The sequence below is a fragment of the Exiguobacterium sp. UBA3968 genome, from assembly GCF_002385115.1.
GTDB lineage: Bacteria > Bacillota > Bacilli > Exiguobacteriales > Exiguobacteriaceae > Exiguobacterium_A.
Window position 1 is genome coordinate 1,468,044 of record NZ_DGCW01000005.1, and the last position, 19,881, is coordinate 1,487,924.

Genomic DNA, 19,881 nt, shown 5'->3' on the forward strand with positions numbered 1-19,881 from the left:
GTTCACCCCGATATGTACGGTGATGCAGCAGAAGCCGGAATCAATCCCCGACTGACGAGATCCTGCAATGCCATCTGCATCGTCTGCATGCCGTATTGTTTACCCGTCTGCAGGACGGATTGAATCTGATATTCTTTACCGGTCCGAATCAAGTTCGAGACAGCTGGTGTATCGACCATGATTTCGAGGGCTGCGACGCGACCTGTTCCATCCGAACGCGGCATCAAGCGTTGCGAGATGACACCCGCAAGGACGTTCGCCAGTTGAGCTCGAATCTGATCTTGTTGCTCTGACGGGAAAACATCAATGATTCGGCTAACCGTTGAGGCAGCCGTCGACGTATGGACCGTTGCAAAGACGAGGTGACCCGTCTCCGCTGCCGTCACGGCGGTCGCAATCGTCTCAAGGTCCCGCATCTCCCCAAGCAAAATGACATCTGGATCTTGACGGAGCGCTGAACGTAAGCCGGTTGCAAAGCGTGGCGCATCGATCCCAATTTCTCGCTGATCGATCAGGCTTTTATGATGACTATGTAAGTATTCAATCGGATCTTCGAGCGTAATGATCCGTTTATACATCGTCTGATTGATTTCATTGATCATCGCTGCAAGCGTTGTCGATTTTCCAGAACCAGTCGGACCCGTGACGAGAATCAAGCCGTGTGGTTTCGTTAAGAATCGTTTTAAAACAGGAGGCAACGTTAATTGCTCAAGCGTTGGTACCTCAGTCGGAATCGTCCGAAACGCCATTGACAAAGCCCCCCGTTGATAAAAGCAGTTGACCCGGTACCGAGCGACACCGGTCACACCGAACGAAAAATCGATATCCCGGTCCTGTTTCAGCTGTTGATACATCTCTTCCGTGATCAATGACTGCACAAATCCATCAATGATGATCGGTTTCATCTTCTCCGTCCCAAAAGGTGTCAACGTCCCGTTGATCCGAAAGACGGGCGGTGATCCCGCCGTCAAGTGAACATCTGACGCTCCTCGTTCTTTCGACGAACGTAAAATATCTTCGATTTGTGCCCGTTCCATCGTACTGTTCATTCTGAAATCACCGTCCGTAAAATCTCTTCTGTCGTCGTGATCCCGTCCGCGACCTTTGATAGACCATCTGCAAGTAGGAATCGTTGTCCTTGCTCCTTAACGTACGCTGAGATGTCACTTTCCGTCGATTGATTCATGATCATCCGGCGTAACACTTCATCAATCATGATGACCTCTTGAATCGCAACCCGTCCGCGGTACCCCGTCATGTTACAAGACGAGCAGCCACGTCCACGCATGACCGTCGTCGCTTCGATTCCTTCTTGATCAAATAACTCTTGCTCTCGTGTTGAAATCGGGTGAACTTCGCCACAATCGCGACAGACACGACGAACGAGTCGTTGTGCAATCAATCCACTGATTGAAGCGGCAACAAGGAACGGTTCGACCCCCATGTCAATCAATCGCGTGATCGAGCTAACGGCAGAGTTCGTGTGCAAGGTCGAAAGAACCAAGTGTCCTGTCAGCGAGGCGCGAATCGAAATCTCAGCCGTCTCGATATCTCGAATCTCCCCGACCATGACGACGTTCGGATCCTGACGAAGAATCGAGCGAAGACCACTCGCAAACGTCAACCCAATCTTCGCGTTGACTTGAACTTGGTTGATTCCATCGACTTGATACTCGACCGGATCTTCAACAGTGATGATGTTGCGTGACTCGTCATTCAACTCATTTAACGCGGCATACAACGTCGATGATTTCCCGGACCCAGTCGGACCGGTGATCAAGATAATCCCGTTCGGGCGCTTCAGCATCTCCCGGAACTGTGATTCATTCCGCGAACTAAAACCGATTTTTGAAATCGAGATGTTCGAGTTGGAGCTGTCAAGAATCCGGATAACGACCTTCTCACCGTAAACCGTCGGCAAGGTCGAGACACGGAAATCATACGGTAACCCGTTAAAGACATATTTAATCCGTCCATCCTGTGGTAAGCGTGACTCGGTGATATCAAGTTCACTCATGACTTTGATCCGCGTCGTCAAAATGCTTTGAATCTGTTTCGGATAATTGTTCTCCGTCCGCAACTCTCCATCAATCCGGATTCGGATCGTCATCGAAGTTTCCTGCGGATCCATATGAATATCCGATGCACGCTGGGCAATCGCGTTCTCTAGAATTTGATTGACGAGCCGGATGATGGGTGCATCTTCGCGTGTCACGACATCACGGGATTGATCCGACTCCATCATGTCGTCGGATTCGAGTAGCTCCCGTAACGACGAATCAATGTCGTAGTATTTCAGGATCGTTCGTCTGATTTCGTCACGTGTCGCGATTCCGACATCAATCGATAAACCGGTCTGCATACGTAAATCATCGATCGCGATTAAATCCATTGGGTCTGCCATGGCAATAAATAAACGGTTTCCTTCCCGATAAACCGGAACGAGCGTGTGCCGCTGTGCCAAGTCTTTTGAAATTAGTTTCGTGACAGCTACGTCAACTGGATAGTTGTACAACTGGATGATCGGAATCTTCAATTGATGGTGCAGTGCTTCTAATAGTTGTTGTTCCGTCAAGTGCCCGAGTCGAAGCAGTGCATCGCCGAGTTTTTCGGTCGATCGTTTGACCGTCAACGCCTCTTCGACTTGCTGTTCCGTCACAAGGCTTTCTTCGATCAACATTTCCCCTAAACGTTTTCGTTTCATTGCCATTTAACGAGTCATCCTTCCGCGTGCCATGTTTCTTCTTCCTCTAACACATCCGGTTTTTGATGTTTTTCATCAACTACACTTGTCACGACTGCCGTCAACAGACATAAGACGACAATCCCCGTGAGAACGAGTGGGTTCGTGATCCAGTCGAGTTGAATACTGAAATAGATCAACGTCACGATCAAAATCGCCGCAACAGATAAAATCGCTTTCGTCGTCACCGTCGTCACATAAGGAATCGTCACCGCAAACATCAGTCCACAGATGATCGTCGCTAGACCGATAATGATACCGAGTTCAATTGCTATCGTCGTCCAGTTCATCTCTTCTCCTCCTTCTTATCCGACAGGTTCCCCTGTTGTTTCACCTTCTACTGGTGAAGCAGGGTCACCCGTTTCATTACTATCCGGTGTGTCGGGTGTCGTCGGACTTGTCGGAGACGTTGGTGTATCCGGTGTCTCGACTCCGTCCGTCTGCGGTTCATCCGTCGTTTGATCGTCTGTCTCATCTGTATTCGTTGAATCATTGGAATCATTCGTATCCGTCGAATCATCAGAGTTCGTGTCGTCTTCCGGTTCAGGTACGACGACAGGTGCTTGTTCTTCTTGACTACTCTTTGTGATGATTGCTGGGATTGCTGCATAGAAATCAAGGGATAATAACTGCTTTTTCTCACCTTGAGTCGTCTTCGTCACGCGATAGACTTCGATTGACTTTCCGTCCTCTCCCGCTTGAGTATCACTTGTCGTTCCTGCCGTAAGCGTTGCAGAATAACGTGTAATCGTCCGGAACGGAATCGATTTTTCGCCTTCAAGGACGGTCGTAACCGTTTCTTTGAACGGCGTGCCTTGCAATTCAAGTGTGACATCACTTCCGTTTTGTGTCGCAACGACACGATAGATCGATGCTTGTGTATTACGAACGGCAAAATCTGTTTTCTCATCAATTTTGACGTCATATCCTAGTGTGATGCCGTCTGGTAATGACGTATGTGGCATCCGTTCGACGATTTCAAATGGAGTCTTTGCGAACAGTTCGTATAACTTACTGCCAACATATGATCCCGCGACCGCATCCATACCGTACGTCTTGACATTCATTAATTGTCCCGGCTTGATCTCCACATTCATCATCGCCGTGATCATCTGTTCTTCAGCGGCAGACCGCGTCGAGAATGATACTGTCGATACGACCTCACCTGCCGGATCGACTGCAGCTTCCGATTGAGCAGGATCAAAGTTCCCTTCCTGTAACGTTTTACTCGTATCAATTAACCATGTCTTAAAAGCAAGGCGTTGCTCATCCGAGTAACTGATTGGCTGTGACGCCAGAAAGTTCTCAAGCGCCGCTTCGTCTACCGCAACCATCAAGTCTCCGCCTTTTTTCAAAGAAGCTTTTTTTACAGAGTCATCAGCGTTGATTTTCACGACTTCTGTTGGAATCGGTGTCGTCTCTTCTCCTGTTCCAGTTGACAGCGGCGTTTTCTTCGTCCACTCCGTAATCGCTTTCTCGACTTTCGATTGTGCTTCCTTTCGATCCATGCCACTGACTGGAACCGATCCAATACGTGCTGTCTCAGAAAATGTCGTAGGTGCCGTTGCTTTACCGGTAAAGGAAATCAAGGCAAACGATGGTACGTAAATCAGGGCTACAAGTACAAGTAATAAGAGTGTATGTATAACAAAACGCTTTGGATTAATCATCATCTGTTTCCTTTCTGTATGAATTTAATCATTTCAGGTGCCTAGTATTTCCATTATAATGAATATTATGATGAAACATAAGTCCTATCCTGACAAATCCTTTCATGATCTGTGAATAGGTGCTGTTTTTGATTTTCTAGAAAAATCATTGAGGACCTTTCATTCTCATCTATCATGAAGTAGAGGTGAATCCATGCATCGCGAGCAAGGCGGTTTTTCGCTAATCGAAGTACTAGTCAGTATTACGATTTTATCTATCATATCGGTATCTCTTATCAGTATTTTTTCTCAGTCCCTGGCTGCTTCGCGTGACAGTACAGAGTTGACGTTCGCGAATTATCTGGCAAAAAATGCAACATCTTATATCAAGCGAGAAGCTTTAGAAGCGACACGTGACGAACCATTCGCTTTTAGTTCTCTATCTACACAAGCAGACAAAGCCACTTATCTAAATGGAAACTATGTCATTCCCGAGCCCACGTCTCCTTCTTGTGGACTATCGGCTATATGTACATCAATCTTTACTAATCCTGAAATCAATAATATTGCCTTTGACGTCAAATACAGTGTGACACCTCGGAAGATAGAAGGAGTCGTTAATCCAAATCTTCTTGACCTACATGTATTCGTCTATATAGAAGGTACATCTGAACCGATTACGTCATTGAAAGGATCGATTACGAATGCGACGCTCAATCAAAGTTTTCCGACAACAAAATGATGGATTCTCACTTGTCGAATTGCTTGTTGCGATCGTCATTGCCTCGATCTTTAGTGCGGTCATTTTGACCGTATTCATTTCGGGTACGAAAAGCTTTCGGGCAACTGGGATCATCAGTGAACTACGCAGTGAAGCTGATAGTCGAGTCGGTATCATCTTAAATGAAATCAGTGGATTTGATGCAATTCGGGTCGATGAAGCAAAACAATTATCGTTTTATAAAAGATCACTTCCTGTCTTGAACGCCGATACTGGATTACTTGAACGCGCCAGTGGATTCGAACCTTTTGACGCAACAGAAGAATCATCTTCTTCAGAAGAGAAAGCGAGACCAGTCCGTTATACATTTGCAGAACAAACATTGGACAGTACCGAACTAACGTATGAATCAGCGACACAGTCAATCGACGACCAAACTGAATTACTACAGACTTTCAAGTTATCGAGTCCGGAGTATCAAACCATTACATCAGGAACGTATCCGGGTCGCTACGTCATTCACGGTATTTTAACGATTACAACTACAATTCAATCGACAGATCATGAGGAAGTTCAGACCTTCACGAGTACGATTGGATTTTAACTCAGAAAGGAACACGGTATGCGTAAATCCGAAGAAGGCTATACATTACTTTTCGTTCTTGTGACTTTAACAGTCCTGTCCGTTCTCGCTGTTGCGACGATCGGTATCAGCTTACAGTCGAATCGCTTAACTGAAATCCGTGAGACAGATATCGATGTCGAGACGACGACACAAAATGATCTTGATTTAGCAGTCGCCTCCCTGCAAAACATCGTCTCTAAGACGACCGGGACTTCACCAACGACTTCTTCTCAAGCATTGTTTGAGAATCTCGATAATTCTATCGTTTTACCCTTAAAAACAATTGTTCCGAACGTGACCGTCAAGCTGAATGAAACCGCATCAAATGTCCGGGTCAAAGCGTTTGATTTAACAGCGACAGTTTCAAAACAAAAAGGCGACCAGCCGACAATAAAAAAAACGTATCGACAACGTGTCTATTTATCTGCCATTCCTAGTTTTTTGTACTATACGTTAGGCTCAGATGATCAAGTCATCTTAAATGGTGCTCCCTTGATCGAAGGTAATATTTTTTCTCGCAACGCCCTGCAAGCAACTGCGACCCCGATATTCAAATACAATAATGAGGATGGTACCTTCACTAATACTAAAGCACTTCCCTACATCGCAGGTCAGGTACGCGTTTTCCAAGAGAAGACTCAGCCATTATTAAAGTGTAGGGATTACCTCGTGTGTGATAAAACGATTTTTGATCCGAAAGGTGCAACGGAGCTAGTATCAACGAAAGAAACATTAGTTCCGTTCGATTTCGACTATGCGTTGAACGATTTCTTGAAATTACCAGTGAATACGCCCTTTACGCAAGTGGCTTCTGCATTAAAAAATTCTTCAATTCCACAATCTATATTAAAGGGACCATTTTTAACAGAACTTGATACGAAGCGACAAATGATCAGTCCAGCATTGAATACAGACAATACTGTGACATTGACAGATGATCTTGTTCAAGAAACACTCGAACCTTTAATCATTAACGGCAATTTAACGATTTCTTCCTTGAATCCATTGACACAGCCGCTCGAGATCAAGCGTCCTCTCGTTGTTCTTGGCAACTTACTGATTCGAGGAAATGTTGGATTTGCAACGACGATTTATGCGACTGGAACGAGTCGTCTAGATGACGCAAACATTCAAGGTCTGACTTCAACTGCGAAACAAAATACATTGATTTTACTTAGTAAAGGAAATCTTGTCATTAACCGCGTCAATAAATTTTCGACGCCTCAGACGACTACACCTGATTTAAATGCGTTTCTATATAGTGACGACGATCAAAAAAATACGATTTATTCTGTTGGTTCGACGATGAATGTACGTGGAGGAATCTTCACGAAAGGAGAACTCGAAGTCAATGCTTACCGTGGGAAACTGAATTTACCTGAAAATGCGTTCCCTGCAAACGTGACGGAGCTCGAAAAACTGATGGTCGCCAACAAATCACCGGACTTCGAAGCTTCCCGTCTACGCATGGCGTATGATGCGACAGTATTGAAAAACCCTACTGCACTACTTCCACTCAACCGAGCCGTCCAATTGTATGTTGAAACACCAAAACGTATTCAACCATAAGGAGCATGAAAAAGAGTCATTCGTCAGCGACGAACGACTCTTTTTTTGATTAAAATTTCGTTGCTCGGTATTGTTTAACAAGCTTTTTCACCTTGTTCTTTTCTACCGTTGCACCATTCTGTTGTAACATCACATACAAATCTTTTCGATTTTGTTTAACCGTTTCATAGACTGGTTTCTCTTTCCCACGATTCGGATCAGCTCCTGCTTGCAATAACAGTTTAATCGCCGCATCGTTTTGATCCAGTGTGGCATAAAAGAGTGGTGTATGTCCGAAGTCATCGATCCGATTGATTTCTTTTTTTGAAGCTTTTTTCACGAGAAGCGTATAGACATCAATCGATCGATTCACACTTGTCGCGACATGAAGGACCGACTGACCTTGCGCATTCAGTTGACTGATTTTTGCACCTTGTGCCAACCATTCAGCTACCGTACTACGCGGTGTGAATTGCGCTGCATAAAACCAGTTCGCTTTATTTTGGACGGTCTGTTCGTCAAGGAGAAGCTTCGCCTTGTCAAAGGCGAGTGTTTCTTGGAATCGACGAATGTAACGATTTTTCTCCTTTGTCGATAAAGAGGCATCCTTTAACGCTGTAGCAAGTCGTTCTGGCTTTTCTGAACGTAGTCCTTGTTCAAGTGCTGCGTGTTGATTCGCTTTTGTGACGTATACCGTTCCCCCAACCCCAATGATGATCAAAATCAAGAGAACGGCAATGATTCGTTTGCGTTTCATATCTCGCGTCCCCACTTCTTAGTAAACATCTCCATCCAAGTCTGATGTTCCTGATTCAGAACCAATTGTTACCTTGAACGTCGTCGTTAGTGGTGTTTTTTGATTATCTTTCATGACTTCGAGTACCTCTTTATGCTCTTTTAATGCCGTTACCTTGATACGTGCCACACCTGGACGCAACGGTTGCAATGCTTGCCCTGTTGCATCAATTTTGACGTATTCCTTACCTTGAAGGACTTCCAAGCGATAGAATCGCTCCGTCGCCGTCACTGGGAACCAGCGCAGAACCGGTGATTTTTTATCATCTTTCATCGTCATTGCGATATCATCAGCTGTCAGATCGAGTGGGTTCTCGCGTACCCGAACGAGTGTCTTCGCGACTGTATCCGGGAAATCAGTTAACGTGAGTAACGCTTCGACCGGTCCATTTGGTGTACCGGATTTACCTATGATCGTATAACCTGACGCCGTCTGTTTCAACTCAATCGCACCACTTACAGTCGAAGTCGTAAATGGTAATAGATAGCTTGGTTTAAACGTCGCTGTCACGTCTTGATTTGATCCGACCCACAGTTCCAGATTATTTGGGGAGACCGATAGTTCCGGTAACTTGACTTGGATCGTGTACTCTTGTGACTGAGCAAGATAAGTTGAGCTTCCGGCTGTTGCAGGTACAACCGCTTTGACCGTGACCATTCCTGGCGTCTTTCCTGTCAGCTCCAACGTATTTTTAGTTAAGCCATTCGTCGTCACACGAGAATCGTTCGTGATGATCCATTGAATCGGTGTGTTTCGTCCTGATACCATCGAAGCAATTCCTGACATTGATTTTGTCTCTCCCACATATAATGTATCCGGTATATTTTGAACGGTTAATCCTCCAAATACATCATTGATGACGAGTTCTGAAGTCGCTGTCAACTCTTTTCCGTTTCCGACTGGTACGACGAGTTTAATCTGTGTCGTTCCGACTTTTTTCGGTTTGATGACACCGGCTTCATCAATCGATGCGATTTCCGAATCCACAATCGACCATTTTAATGCGCCATATTGACTGCCTGAAGGATTAATTTCTGGCAAGACTTTATAAGATGGTGTCGTGATATCCATCTTAACGGATGGAATCTTCACACTTGTCGCAAAGGATGGTGTCAGTGCATAACCAATCGTCGGAAAAGCTTGTGGATCATTTGCGACGGTCGTCGATTTATCTTTCCCATTCTTTTTATCACGATATATATTTTTTATTGATGTCAACGTGTTGTCTTTTTTATCAAGTAAATGAACTCCTGCGGCATCTTTCGCACGTACTTTGACAGTAAACGTCACTTCCGATTGATTCGCGATCCATTCCCCTTTATGAACGCCTTCAATTGCCTCATCATATTCGATGTCCGGAAGATTTCCTTTGATCGTCTGACCGGTAATATTCGTCCCAGTCAGCCCCGTCGCCGATAAGATTTCAAGGTTACTCGGGAATTGTTCGTTAAACAGAATATTTTCCATCGTCACCGAGAACTGACCCATGATGTATCCATTGTTTCCGATGGCATCCTTTTGCATCATCGGAGACATTTTGACGGTATAGGTGATATCGGCTGTTTCCCCTTTCGGAATCGTTGCTGGATCAATCGAACGGGACAGGACGAATGGTGCGGATGCAGCCGGACGCACGACTTGGATGGTCCGTGTCTCAATCGTTTTTGCTCCCCGTTGATCTTCTGCTTCAATTCGGATCGTCACGCTCGTTTTTCCTTTAAGTTTCGATTCAAACGATTGACTGACGAATGAGTTGTTTTTCAACTTATTGTTTTCAAACACTTTCTCATCATCAATATAGATGCGCGTCTTCAACTCACGATCTTGTAGATCGTAGTCGTTTATTTGGTATGAGATTGCTAAAGGCTCATTTTCAAGATAACTTGATTTGTCATATGGTAAAAGACTTTTGATTAAAGGTTTATGATTCGCACCGATAAAGGCACGATACATCGTGTTGGTAAATAGATTCTGCTCCCCTACATTTGTAAAAGAAGAGGTATGTCCAGCACCTGAATATGTGATGTTTCCCTTGGTGTACATATAGTAGTGATTTCGAGCATCTCCTACCGTCCTACCAGTCTCCGTATTTGCTTCTGTTTCCTTGATATTATACCAAGGTATTAAATCCGGTTGTTCTAAATCAAGAGCAAAATATTGATTGTGTGTTTGCGCAATCGAAATCTCATTGTCTAACGCAAAAGGAAATGATGTCATTTGCCCTTCATTTTGTCGAATGGCTTTCGTGGATTTTTTAGGTGCTGCAAACCCCATATTTGTATAGTAGGTTTGACCCGATGCTGTAGCGTAGTCTGCTTCCCAGCGAGTTGGCGCATTTTTTACATTTGATCTAAAGATGGTATCGTGTGTCAACATGAGTCCCTGTCCCGTATTCGTAAATGACTTAACTTTATCAAATGCCAGGTCAGTAAGACTAGCAGTACCATAAGAATCTTGGAATCCGAAAATCAACATATCATATGAAGCATTTAAATCTTTTGAAGTTACTTCACTCGAAAATTTAGCTGAATCTATGACATTTAAATTAAAATTATAAAAATCATTTTTACTTAAATTTTCTCCTTTTAGATTATCTAGAAGAGAACCAGTTCCTCTCGTTCCAAGAACCTGAAGTACTTTTGCTTCAGCTAATTGATCTTTCATTAAAAAACTACCTGTCTTATAGTCTGACAATCCATTGCTTTTATTGATTCGAATCATCCACTGTCGTGGTCCTGTATAACTCGGAACGTCAAATGTATAGGTAAGTTTCCCGTTAGCTGCGGCTGGTAATTCATCAACTTTTTCTGATTCATCGAACTGATCATTACTGTCAAAATCGATATAAAGTGTCGCTATAGTATCAGTTATCGACTGATCAAGAGTATAACTAAACTCAATTGGTCGATTCGGAACCGCTATCGAACCGATAGACGACAATGTGTTACCTGCTTGCTTTACTGTCACATTCGAGATACGGGGACGCACATTGATTTTTTGCTTCAATGAGTTAATGACATCATTGATATTTTCGTAAGAAACAGTTGCTTGCGTCGACACATAGTTCTTCAAGACCTTTGAGAAATTACTTTGATCATGCGTGAAGATATCTTTATGCAGATACACTGGTAGTCCTTTTCGAACATATGCATTGAGGATTTCATTACTTTTTAGTCGTGTAATATCATTTTCGATTTTACTTGTATTATGATTTCTTTTATCAAACTCAGATAATTTAATTGAATATTTCTCTTGATCATTACTATTGATTGAAGGATCAAAAACGATTGCATCAAACGCTCCATCTAACGGAAAACGTGAAGCGTTAAGTTCCTTGACGGTCATCTTCTTAACATCAAAACGCGCTGAATCAAGTCCGGTCAATAACGAAGTGATTTTGGTTCCCGGATCAATCCGATTCGTCGTTGACCATTCATCACGAATCTCTAAAACCTTAAACTTTTCACCCGTTGCGGCTTTTGAATGTGGCTCCTGTATATACGTAAAACTTGAAAAAATCAGTAAGGTAGCTAAGGCTAGACGGACCCACTGTTTCATCATTTATCGTCTCCTCATCGTATCATTGAAATATGGGACTATACTCCCCCATTTCATTATAACGAGAGAATCAGGATTTTCCCTATTTTGTAAAAACGGAAGCGTAATAATGACGCACTTCACTGATGAAATAAAGTGATCCCGTCACGACGTATGTCCGGTCCATCTCTAATTGATCGAAGAACTCTTCGACCGTCGTTACATTAGCCCCGTCTTGTTTTAACTCATCGAGTGTCCTTGCTCGTGGGAAATCGAATGTCGTCTCGTAAATATCTGGTGTAACGTTGCTTAACTGCGCAAGCATCGCCGACCGGTCTTTGTCACGCAAAATCGAACAGAGCAACGTCACAGGTTTTGATTCTTCCTTTAACCGTTCAACGAGTGCCGTGATGCCTTCCGGATTATGCGCACCATCGAGAATGATTCGTGGTTTGCGTGAGATGGTTTCAAATCGACCTGGATGTTTCGCTTCTCGTAGCCCTTTTCGGATCGCCGCTTTCGACCATCCGAGACGTCGCGCACAAATGACGGCGTTCGCCGCATTATGAACTTGATGATGGCCTTCAAGACCTAAGCGGGTCTCTGGAATCCCATCGTACGTTGCCCAAGTCCCCGTCTCTTTTAATCGATAACGGATGATGGCTTCCTGACTCCATTTCAACGTTGCATTTCGGTCGCCGCAATATGCCATCAACGGCACCGTCAGTTCTTCTTGCAGTTTCCCGGCGATGACCGGTGTCCCTTGTTTGATGATGCCGAACTTCTGTAAGGCGATCTCTTGGAGCGTATCTCCGAGAATCGCTTGATGATCGTGACCGATTGATGTGATGATTGCTGCGACCGGCTTTTTAAAGACGTTCGTTGAGTCATACAGTCCACCGAGACCGACCTCATAGATGACGAAATCCGGACGAATCTGATCAAAATAATAGAAAGCAAGTCCTGTTAATGCCTCGAACTCAGTGACCGTACCGAGTGCCGGATCGATGCGCTGGATGGCAGCTTGAACGGCGATGGCAGCTGCGACAAGATCGTCTTCTGCAATCGGTACCCCGTTCAACATAATTCGTTCCTCGAACTGAATGATATACGGTGACGTGAACGTCCCGATTCGTAATCCTTCCGCAATCCCCATCTCACGTAAGAACGCAACCGTCGATCCTTTTCCGTTCGTGCCAGCGACATGAATCGTCGGAATCGCGTCCGGGTCAATCTGTAATCCCAGTAACATCGCCTGCATCCGTTCAAGACCCGGTTTGACACCGAATGCTAGTAAGCTCGATAACCAATCCAATACATCTTCTCGCGTCCTCATGCTGTTCGCTCCTTTAAAAAAAGTGGCTCAAGGAGACTTGAGCCACTGCTGTAATTAGTGTGAGAGTTCGTTAATTCGTGCTTCGACAGCTTGACGTTTTTCCGTATAATCAAGTGCCTTCGCTTTTTCTTCATCAATGACGTGTGCCGGTGCTTTGCCGACGAAGCCAGGGTTGTTGAGTTTTTTCTCGACCCGTTCGACTTCTTTCGTATACTTGACGAGTTCTTTATTCAAGCGCGCGATTTCTTCCTCGATGTTAATCAAGTCTGCGAGCGGGATGAACAATTCTGCTCCCGTTACGATCGCACTCATCGCTTTTTCTGGCGCTGGCATTTGCTCTTCAATCCGGAGTTCAGACGCGTTCGTGAACTTTTGCAAGTACGAGCTGTTTGATGACAAGTCGTCTTGAACACGTGCGTCATTCGTCGAGATGAATAGTTGGATCTGTTTCGACATCGGTGCGTTCACTTCCGCGCGGATGTTACGAACCGAACGGATGACGTTCTGAACCGCTTCAAATGCTGGAACAGCTTCCGGGAAGTCGAGTGACGCTTCGCGTGTCGGCCATGCGGCACGTGTGATCGTCTCACCTTCATGCGGTAAGTGTTGCCAGATTTCTTCCGTGATGAACGGCATGAATGGATGCATCAAGCGCATGATCCGGTCGAGTGTATAGGCAAGAACCGAACGCGTCGTTTGTTTCGCTGTTTCGTCTTCTCCGTTGAGCGGCAACTTCGCCATCTCGATATACCAGTTACAGAAGTCTTCCCAGATGAAGTGATAGAGAATACGTCCTGCTTCACCAAACTCATATTTATCCGATAGACGTGTCACGTCATCAATCGTTGTCTGTAAACGTGTCAGGATCCACTTATCTGCGAGTGATTTTTCGCCTGTCAAATCAATCTGATCAAACGTTAAATCGTCCATGTTCATCAAGGCAAAACGGCTTGCGTTCCATAGTTTGTTCGAGAAGTTCCACGTTGCTTCAATCTTTTCCCAGTAGAAGCGGAGGTCGTTCCCTGGTGTTGATCCTGTCGTTAAGAACCAACGAAGAGAATCGGCACCATACTTCTCGATGACATCCATCGGGTCGATTCCGTTACCGAGTGATTTTGACATCTTGCGTCCTTCCGAATCACGAATCAATCCGTGGATCAAGACGTCTTGGAATGGACGTTGTCCTGTGAATTCGTACGATTGGAAGATCATCCGTGAGACCCAGAAAGCGATGATGTCATAACCCGTAACGAGTGTCGATGTCGGGAAGTATTTTTGATAATCCGCTGCGTCCGTGTTCGGCCACCCCATCGTTGAGAACGGCCAGAGCGCTGAAGAGAACCACGTATCAAGGACATCGTTGTCTTGCTCCCAGTTCTCGATATCGGCTGGTGCTTCCTTGCCAACGTAGACTTCGCCTGTTTCTTTATGGTACCAAGCCGGAATCCGGTGTCCCCACCAGAGTTGACGGCTGACACACCAGTCACGGATGTTTTCCATCCAGCGTACGTACGTGTTTTCAAAGCGTTGTGGAACGAAGTTGACCTTGTCTGGTCCTTGTTGCTCCTCGAGTGCTTTTTGCGCGAGTGGCTCCATTTTGACGAACCATTGAAGTGAAAGATACGGCTCGACGATTGCATCTGAGCGTTCCGAGTGACCGACAGAGTGCAAGTGTGGTTCGATTTTGATCAAAACACCTTCTGCTTTTAAATCTTCAACGATTTGTTTCCGGCATTCGAAACGATCCATGCCTTCGTATTTCCCTGCGTTCTCATTCATCGTTCCATCTTCATTCATGACGAGGACACGTGGTAACTCGTGACGGTTACCGACTTCAAAGTCGTTCGGGTCGTGGGCTGGTGTGATCTTAACGACACCTGTACCAAACTCCATATCGACATAGTCATCGGCAACAATCGGAATCTCGCGACCAACGATTGGTAACGTGATCGTTTTTCCGACGAGGTGAGCGTAACGCTCATCCTTCGGGTTCACGGCAATCGCTGTATCACCAAGCATCGTCTCAGGACGTGTCGTCGCTAGTTCAACATGACCTGAACCGTCCGTCAGTGGATAGCTGAGGTGGTAAAACGCCCCTTCGATATCCTTGTAGATGACTTCGATATCCGAGATCGCTGTTTTCGTCGCTGGGTCCCAGTTAACGATGTATTCGCCACGATAGATCAAGCCTTTTTCGTAAAGTTTAACGAAGACTTCTTGAACTGCTTCCGACAACCCTTCGTCGAGCGTGAAGCGTTCACGCGAGTAATCGAGTCCAAGACCGAGTTTTGCCCATTGTGCACGGATCGTTGACGCATACTCTTCTTTCCATGCCCAAGATTGCTCGAGGAATTTCTCACGACCCATTTCAAGACGTGATTTCCCTTCTGCCCGCAGTTTTTGTTCGACTTTTGCTTGCGTCGCAATACCAGCATGGTCCATTCCCGGTAGATACAGGACGTCGAACCCTTGCATCCGTTTCATCCGCGTCAGCATGTCTTGTAATGTTGTGTCCCAAGCGTGACCAAGGTGTAATTTACCTGTGACGTTCGGTGGTGGAATGACGATCGTGTACGGCTCTTTCTCCGGATCTTGATCAGCTTTAAAGTACTCTCCCTTTAACCAAAAGTCGTGCCATTTTTCTTCCGTTGCCTGCGGATCATATTTCGTTGGCATTGATAATTCCTGCATCCTGATCGCTCCCTTTTTGTCCATAATAAAAACGGCTTCTCTCGTCCTATGCTAAGGACGAAAGAAAGCCGTTGCTTTTTTCCGCGGTACCACCTTAGTTCATCCAACATCGGATGCCCTCGAGCCACGTAACGTGTGGAGGACGGATATCGCTCGTAAGACTCACGATACCAGCTCGTGGGGTGACCTTCCTCCTGTTCGTCCGTCACATCTTTCAGCCAAGGATGTGTTCTCTACGCCGGTACGAATACAGGATTACTCTTCCCGTCATCGCTGTTGCCATTTTCTTCTTTATTCATTTTAGCCGAGAGTTCAAGCAATCGTCAAGACTGCTTAACGATCGAACTCAACTTGGAGTTCCTTGAACGTCAATTCGACGGCTTCAATCGTCTGTTCGATGTCTTCGTCCGTATGGGCAATCGAGAGGAAGAGACCTTCGAATTGTGATGGTGGTAAGAAGACACCACGCGCCGCCATCTTTTGATAATACGAACGGAACATCTCAAGGTTCGATGTTTTCGCTTTTTCGAAGTTCGTGACACGTTCATCCGTGAAGAAGACACCAAACATCGCACCCGCACGGTTCGTCGTCAGTGGAATGTTATATTTCGCCGCAGCATTCAGGTAGCCTTCAGACAGACGGCTCGCTTTCCGGTCGAACTCTTCATAGTGCTCGGGTTTCAATTGCGTCAGTGTCGCTAGACCCGCTGCCATCGCAAGTGGGTTCCCAGATAACGTACCTGCTTGATAAATTGGACCTTGTGGTGCGATCTGTTCCATGATGTCACGACGTCCGCCATAAGCACCGACTGGCATTCCGCCGCCGATGACTTTACCAAGACACGTGATATCCGGCGTGACACCGAAGTGTCCTTGCGCACAGTGGAATCCGACACGGAAACCGGTCATGACTTCGTCAAAAATCAATAACGCACCGTTTTCTGATGTGATTTCCCGTAAGCCTTCAAGGAATCCTGGTTCTGGTGGCACGAAGCCCATGTTCCCAGCAGCCGGTTCGACGATGACACCAGCAATATCGTCGCCGTGTTTTTCAAACGCGATCCGGACAGCATCCAAATCGTTGTAAGGAACCGTCAGTGTCATGCTCGCAATTTGCGCTGGAACGCCTGGTGAATCCGGTAGTCCAAGTGTCGCGACACCTGAACCTGCTTTAATCAAGAGTGAGTCCCCATGACCGTGGTAACAGCCTTCGAACTTCAAGATTTTTGTCCGACCTGTATAGCCGCGTGCGAGACGAAGGGCAGCCATCGTCGCTTCTGTACCCGAATTGACCATCCGGACGACTTCGACCGACGGTACACGACTGATGACGACTTCCGCCATCGCTGATTCGATTTCTGTTGGTGTCCCGTAACTCCAGCCACGCGTCGCTTGTTCTTGAATCGCTGATGTGACGATTGGATCGGCATGACCGAGAATCATCGGTCCCCATGACAGGACGTAATCGATATACTCTTTTCCGTCGATATCATAGAGCTTTGATCCTTTCGCATGATCTGCGAAAATTGGTGTCATCCCAACTGATTTATAAGCACGGACTGGGCTGTTGACACCACCCGGCATGAGCGGGAGTGCCCGCTCGAACGCTTCTTTTGATTTTGAGTTCTGGTTAATTAAGCTCATTTCGACCCCTCCAGGTAACGACAAATGTCTTTTGCGAAATAGGTGATAATTAAATCAGCTCCTGCTCGTTTAAAGCCAAGCATCGTCTCAAGGACGATTCGTTCTTCGTCGATCCAGCCGTTCAGGGCTGCAGCTTTGACCATCGCATACTCACCCGATACGTTATACGCAACGATTGGTAGATCAATCCGCTCGCGCACATCACGAATGATGTCCATGAACGCAAGCGCAGGTTTGACGATCATGAAGTCAGCTCCTTGATCTACGTCCGCTGTTGCTTCTCGGAACGCTTCGCGACGGTTTGCTGGGTCCATTTGGTAGCCTTTCCGGTCGCCTTCTCCTGGTGCCGAGTTTGCCGCGTCACGGAATGGACCGTAATAAGCAGATGCATATTTAACGCCATAGCTCATGACCGGAATATGGCTGAAGCCGTTCTCGTCCAACCCTTGACGAATCGCTGCGACGAATCCGTCCATCATTGATGATGGAGCGATGACATCGGCACCCGCCTGAGCTTGTGAGATGGCTGTTTTGACGTGAAGCGGTAATGACGCATCATTATCGACCGTTCCGTCCGCGACGATTCCACAGTGACCTGTCGACGTATATTCACATAAGCATGTGTCGGCAATGACCGTTAGCTGCGGAGCAACTTTTTTGACGAGACGTGTTGCCTCTTGAACGATCCCGTGATCGTGAAACGCACCTGATCCTTGCTCGTCTTTTAAGTGGTCGTGCGGGACACCGAATAAGATGACAGATTCGATTCCGAGTGCGACGACTTCTTCAATCTCAGCCGTCAGATGATCGAGTGATAAGTTGAAAACGCCAGGCATCGAGCTGACTTCGCGTTTGATATCTTCGCCTTCAGCAACGAAAATCGGATAAATCAAATCCGATTTATGCAACTGGTTCTCGCGGACGAGTGACCGGAGTGATGCGGTATGACGTAAACGACGGTGACGTGCGTATTCTAATGTGTTCATGCTGATTCCTCCTCAATGATACGATCAATCATGCCGTCCACCGTGAATTCACGGGCGACATGAATCGGTTGAAGTCCGGCTGCTTTTGCTGCTTGCTCCGTGATCGTCCCGATGACGATGAAGGTCGTCTTCAGGTCTAGCGGAGCAATCGCTTCGACAGCGGAAGGACTCTGCAGTCCAATATAGGTGGCATTTCTGATAAGAGCTTCAGGTAGTCGACGGGTGACGGTTTCATAGGTGATGATATCCTCAATCGTATATCGATTCAGTTTTCGTAACTGATCGACCGGTGCTTGCCGCGATCGGTTCCCTCGCGCAAAAACGATATGATCGCCGTCAGACAAGTATGGTCCCAGTTCTGCGACGAGTGCGTCTCCTGTAAAGGTTGACGGACAAAAGTCGGCTGTTCGACCATACTTCGCAAGTGCATCTGCTGTCTTTCGTCCAACGACCGCGATACGCGTTTCTGCTAATTCAGGCAATGCATCAGCAACCCGGTGGACGCCATTCGGACTCGTCACGATGAGCCAATCAATTCCCTTCGGCAACGTAAACGAAACAGGTCGCGTTTCAATGACCGGATAATGCACTGACTCGATTGCGATGTCACGCAGTCGCGCCATCTGCTCGTTCGTCGGTGGTCGACTTCCCGTGAACAATACCTGCTTACAAGTCATCCGGAAGTGTTGCGAGAATCTCACGACCGCCCGAAGCAAGCAGACGTTCGGCAACGTCTTGACCGAGATGCATCGGGTCAAGACCTGATTCGCGCTCGATTAGAATTTGCTCCCCATCGACGGATCCGATGAATCCGACAAGTGTCGTCGACATGTCTTCGTTAATCGTCGCGAATCCACCAACAGGAACGTGACAGCTACCTTCGATGGCTGCTAGGAAAGCGCGTTCTGCGTATGCCACTTTTTCTGTCATCTGATCATGGATCAGGTGCAGGAGATCACGTACTTCTTGATCATGTTCGCGACATTCGATACCGAGGATTCCTTGACCGACAGCTGGAATCATGTCTTCTGTTGAAAGATATTCCGATACGACATCTTCAGACCAACCCATCCGTTTTAAACCAGCTGCTGCAAGCAGAATCCCGTCAAACGGACCATTTTTTAATTTATCAAGTCGTGTATCGATGTTCCCGCGAATCGATTCGATTTTTAAATCAGGGCGGAGTTTTAGCAATTGTGATCCACGACGTAAGCTGCTCGTGCCGACAACCGCACCTTCTGGCAAGGAAGCAAGACCTTCTCCTGTTTTCGTGATCAAGGCATCACGCGCATCGACACGTGCCGGTGTGGCACCGATGATGAGACCATCCGGTAGTTCAGACGGTAAATCCTTCATGCTGTGAACAGCAAAATCGATTTCTTCGTCAATCATCTGCTGTTCGATCTCTTTTACGAATAACCCTTTACCACCGACTTTTGAGAGCGTCACATCCAAAATGCGGTCTCCTTTTGTGATGATGTTCTTGATTTCGAACTCATACGGCGCGCCGGCTTGTTTCAACTGGTCAATGACCCATTTCGTCTGTGTCATCGCTAGCTTCGAGCTTCGCGATCCAACAATGATTTTTCGCATGCTAAAATCCCC

At 46.3% G+C, this 19,881-nt stretch carries 15 protein-coding genes and 1 other annotated feature; of the genes, 3 read left to right on the forward strand and 12 right to left on the reverse strand.

The features are described 5' to 3' along the window. Positions 1-2 precede the first annotated feature (2 nt). The 4 genes from B3S86_RS09445 to B3S86_RS09460 are packed head-to-tail and all read right to left on the reverse strand — an operon-like array spanning position 3 to position 4,416. Positions 3-1,049 (reverse strand): type IV pilus twitching motility protein PilT, encoded by a 1,047-nt coding sequence (locus tag B3S86_RS09445; protein WP_290751835.1) that lies wholly within the window; start codon positions 1,047-1,049, stop codon positions 3-5. Continuing rightward, on the reverse strand, positions 1,046-2,710 hold the full coding sequence (locus B3S86_RS09450) for a GspE/PulE family protein (protein ID WP_290751838.1): 1,665 nt from the start codon (positions 2,708-2,710) through the stop codon (positions 1,046-1,048). Before B3S86_RS09450 ends, B3S86_RS09445 begins: the two co-directional genes overlap by 4 nt. Before the next feature lie 8 nt (positions 2,711-2,718). Beyond that, entirely contained in the window at positions 2,719-3,033 is a 315-nt protein-coding gene (locus B3S86_RS09455) for a hypothetical protein (protein ID WP_035406455.1), read from the reverse strand. A gap of 15 nt (positions 3,034-3,048) precedes the next feature. Further along, the gene (locus B3S86_RS09460; RefSeq protein ID WP_290751841.1) at positions 3,049-4,416 is read right to left on the reverse strand and encodes a G5 domain-containing protein; all 1,368 of its coding nucleotides are present in this window, start codon (positions 4,414-4,416) and stop codon (positions 3,049-3,051) included. A 190-nt stretch (positions 4,417-4,606) separates the two neighbouring features. Here B3S86_RS09460 and B3S86_RS09465 point away from each other — a divergent pair, with 190 nt between their 5' ends. The 3 genes from B3S86_RS09465 to B3S86_RS09475 are packed head-to-tail and all read left to right on the forward strand — an operon-like array spanning position 4,607 to position 7,307. Then, the gene (locus tag B3S86_RS09465; RefSeq protein ID WP_035406451.1) at positions 4,607-5,134 is read left to right on the forward strand and encodes a prepilin-type N-terminal cleavage/methylation domain-containing protein; all 528 of its coding nucleotides are present in this window, start codon (positions 4,607-4,609) and stop codon (positions 5,132-5,134) included. Beyond that, positions 5,097-5,717, forward strand: a complete 621-nt coding sequence (locus tag B3S86_RS09470) for a PilW family protein (protein WP_056062568.1) — start codon at positions 5,097-5,099, stop codon at positions 5,715-5,717. The genes B3S86_RS09465 and B3S86_RS09470 overlap by 38 nt, the downstream gene beginning before the upstream one ends. 18 nt (positions 5,718-5,735) lie before the next feature. Beyond that, complete coding sequence (locus tag B3S86_RS09475; RefSeq protein ID WP_290751847.1) at positions 5,736-7,307, forward strand: type II secretion system protein; 1,572 nt, start codon at positions 5,736-5,738, stop codon at positions 7,305-7,307. A gap of 49 nt (positions 7,308-7,356) precedes the next feature. Here the strand turns inward: B3S86_RS09475 and B3S86_RS09480 are convergent, their stop codons facing one another. The 8 genes from B3S86_RS09480 to hemC form a co-directional block, all read right to left on the reverse strand. Further along, positions 7,357-8,043, reverse strand: coding sequence for an ankyrin repeat domain-containing protein (locus tag B3S86_RS09480; RefSeq protein WP_290751850.1), 687 nt, complete (start codon positions 8,041-8,043; stop codon positions 7,357-7,359). 18 nt (positions 8,044-8,061) lie between these two features. Next, positions 8,062-11,643, reverse strand: a complete 3,582-nt coding sequence (locus tag B3S86_RS09485; protein ID WP_290751852.1) for a DUF5057 domain-containing protein — start codon at positions 11,641-11,643, stop codon at positions 8,062-8,064. 79 nt (positions 11,644-11,722) lie between these two features. After that, positions 11,723-12,955, reverse strand: a complete 1,233-nt coding sequence (locus B3S86_RS09490; RefSeq protein WP_290751855.1) for a bifunctional folylpolyglutamate synthase/dihydrofolate synthase — start codon at positions 12,953-12,955, stop codon at positions 11,723-11,725. A 54-nt stretch (positions 12,956-13,009) separates the two neighbouring features. Further along, the gene (locus B3S86_RS09495; RefSeq protein WP_414651171.1) at positions 13,010-15,646 is read right to left on the reverse strand and encodes a valine--tRNA ligase; all 2,637 of its coding nucleotides are present in this window, start codon (positions 15,644-15,646) and stop codon (positions 13,010-13,012) included. A 50-nt stretch (positions 15,647-15,696) separates the two neighbouring features. Continuing rightward, positions 15,697-15,926, reverse strand: a binding site (T-box leader). A gap of 53 nt (positions 15,927-15,979) precedes the next feature. After that, entirely contained in the window at positions 15,980-17,290 is a 1,311-nt protein-coding gene (hemL, locus tag B3S86_RS09500; protein ID WP_056062584.1) for a glutamate-1-semialdehyde 2,1-aminomutase, read from the reverse strand. Continuing rightward, the gene (gene hemB, locus B3S86_RS09505; protein ID WP_035406433.1) at positions 17,287-18,276 is read right to left on the reverse strand and encodes a porphobilinogen synthase; all 990 of its coding nucleotides are present in this window, start codon (positions 18,274-18,276) and stop codon (positions 17,287-17,289) included. The genes hemL and hemB overlap by 4 nt, the downstream gene beginning before the upstream one ends. Then, entirely contained in the window at positions 18,273-18,977 is a 705-nt protein-coding gene (locus B3S86_RS09510) for a uroporphyrinogen-III synthase (RefSeq protein ID WP_290751861.1), read from the reverse strand. The genes hemB and B3S86_RS09510 overlap by 4 nt, the downstream gene beginning before the upstream one ends. Beyond that, entirely contained in the window at positions 18,943-19,869 is a 927-nt protein-coding gene (gene hemC, locus B3S86_RS09515) for a hydroxymethylbilane synthase (protein ID WP_056062591.1), read from the reverse strand. Before hemC ends, B3S86_RS09510 begins: the two co-directional genes overlap by 35 nt. Positions 19,870-19,881 lie beyond the last annotated feature (12 nt).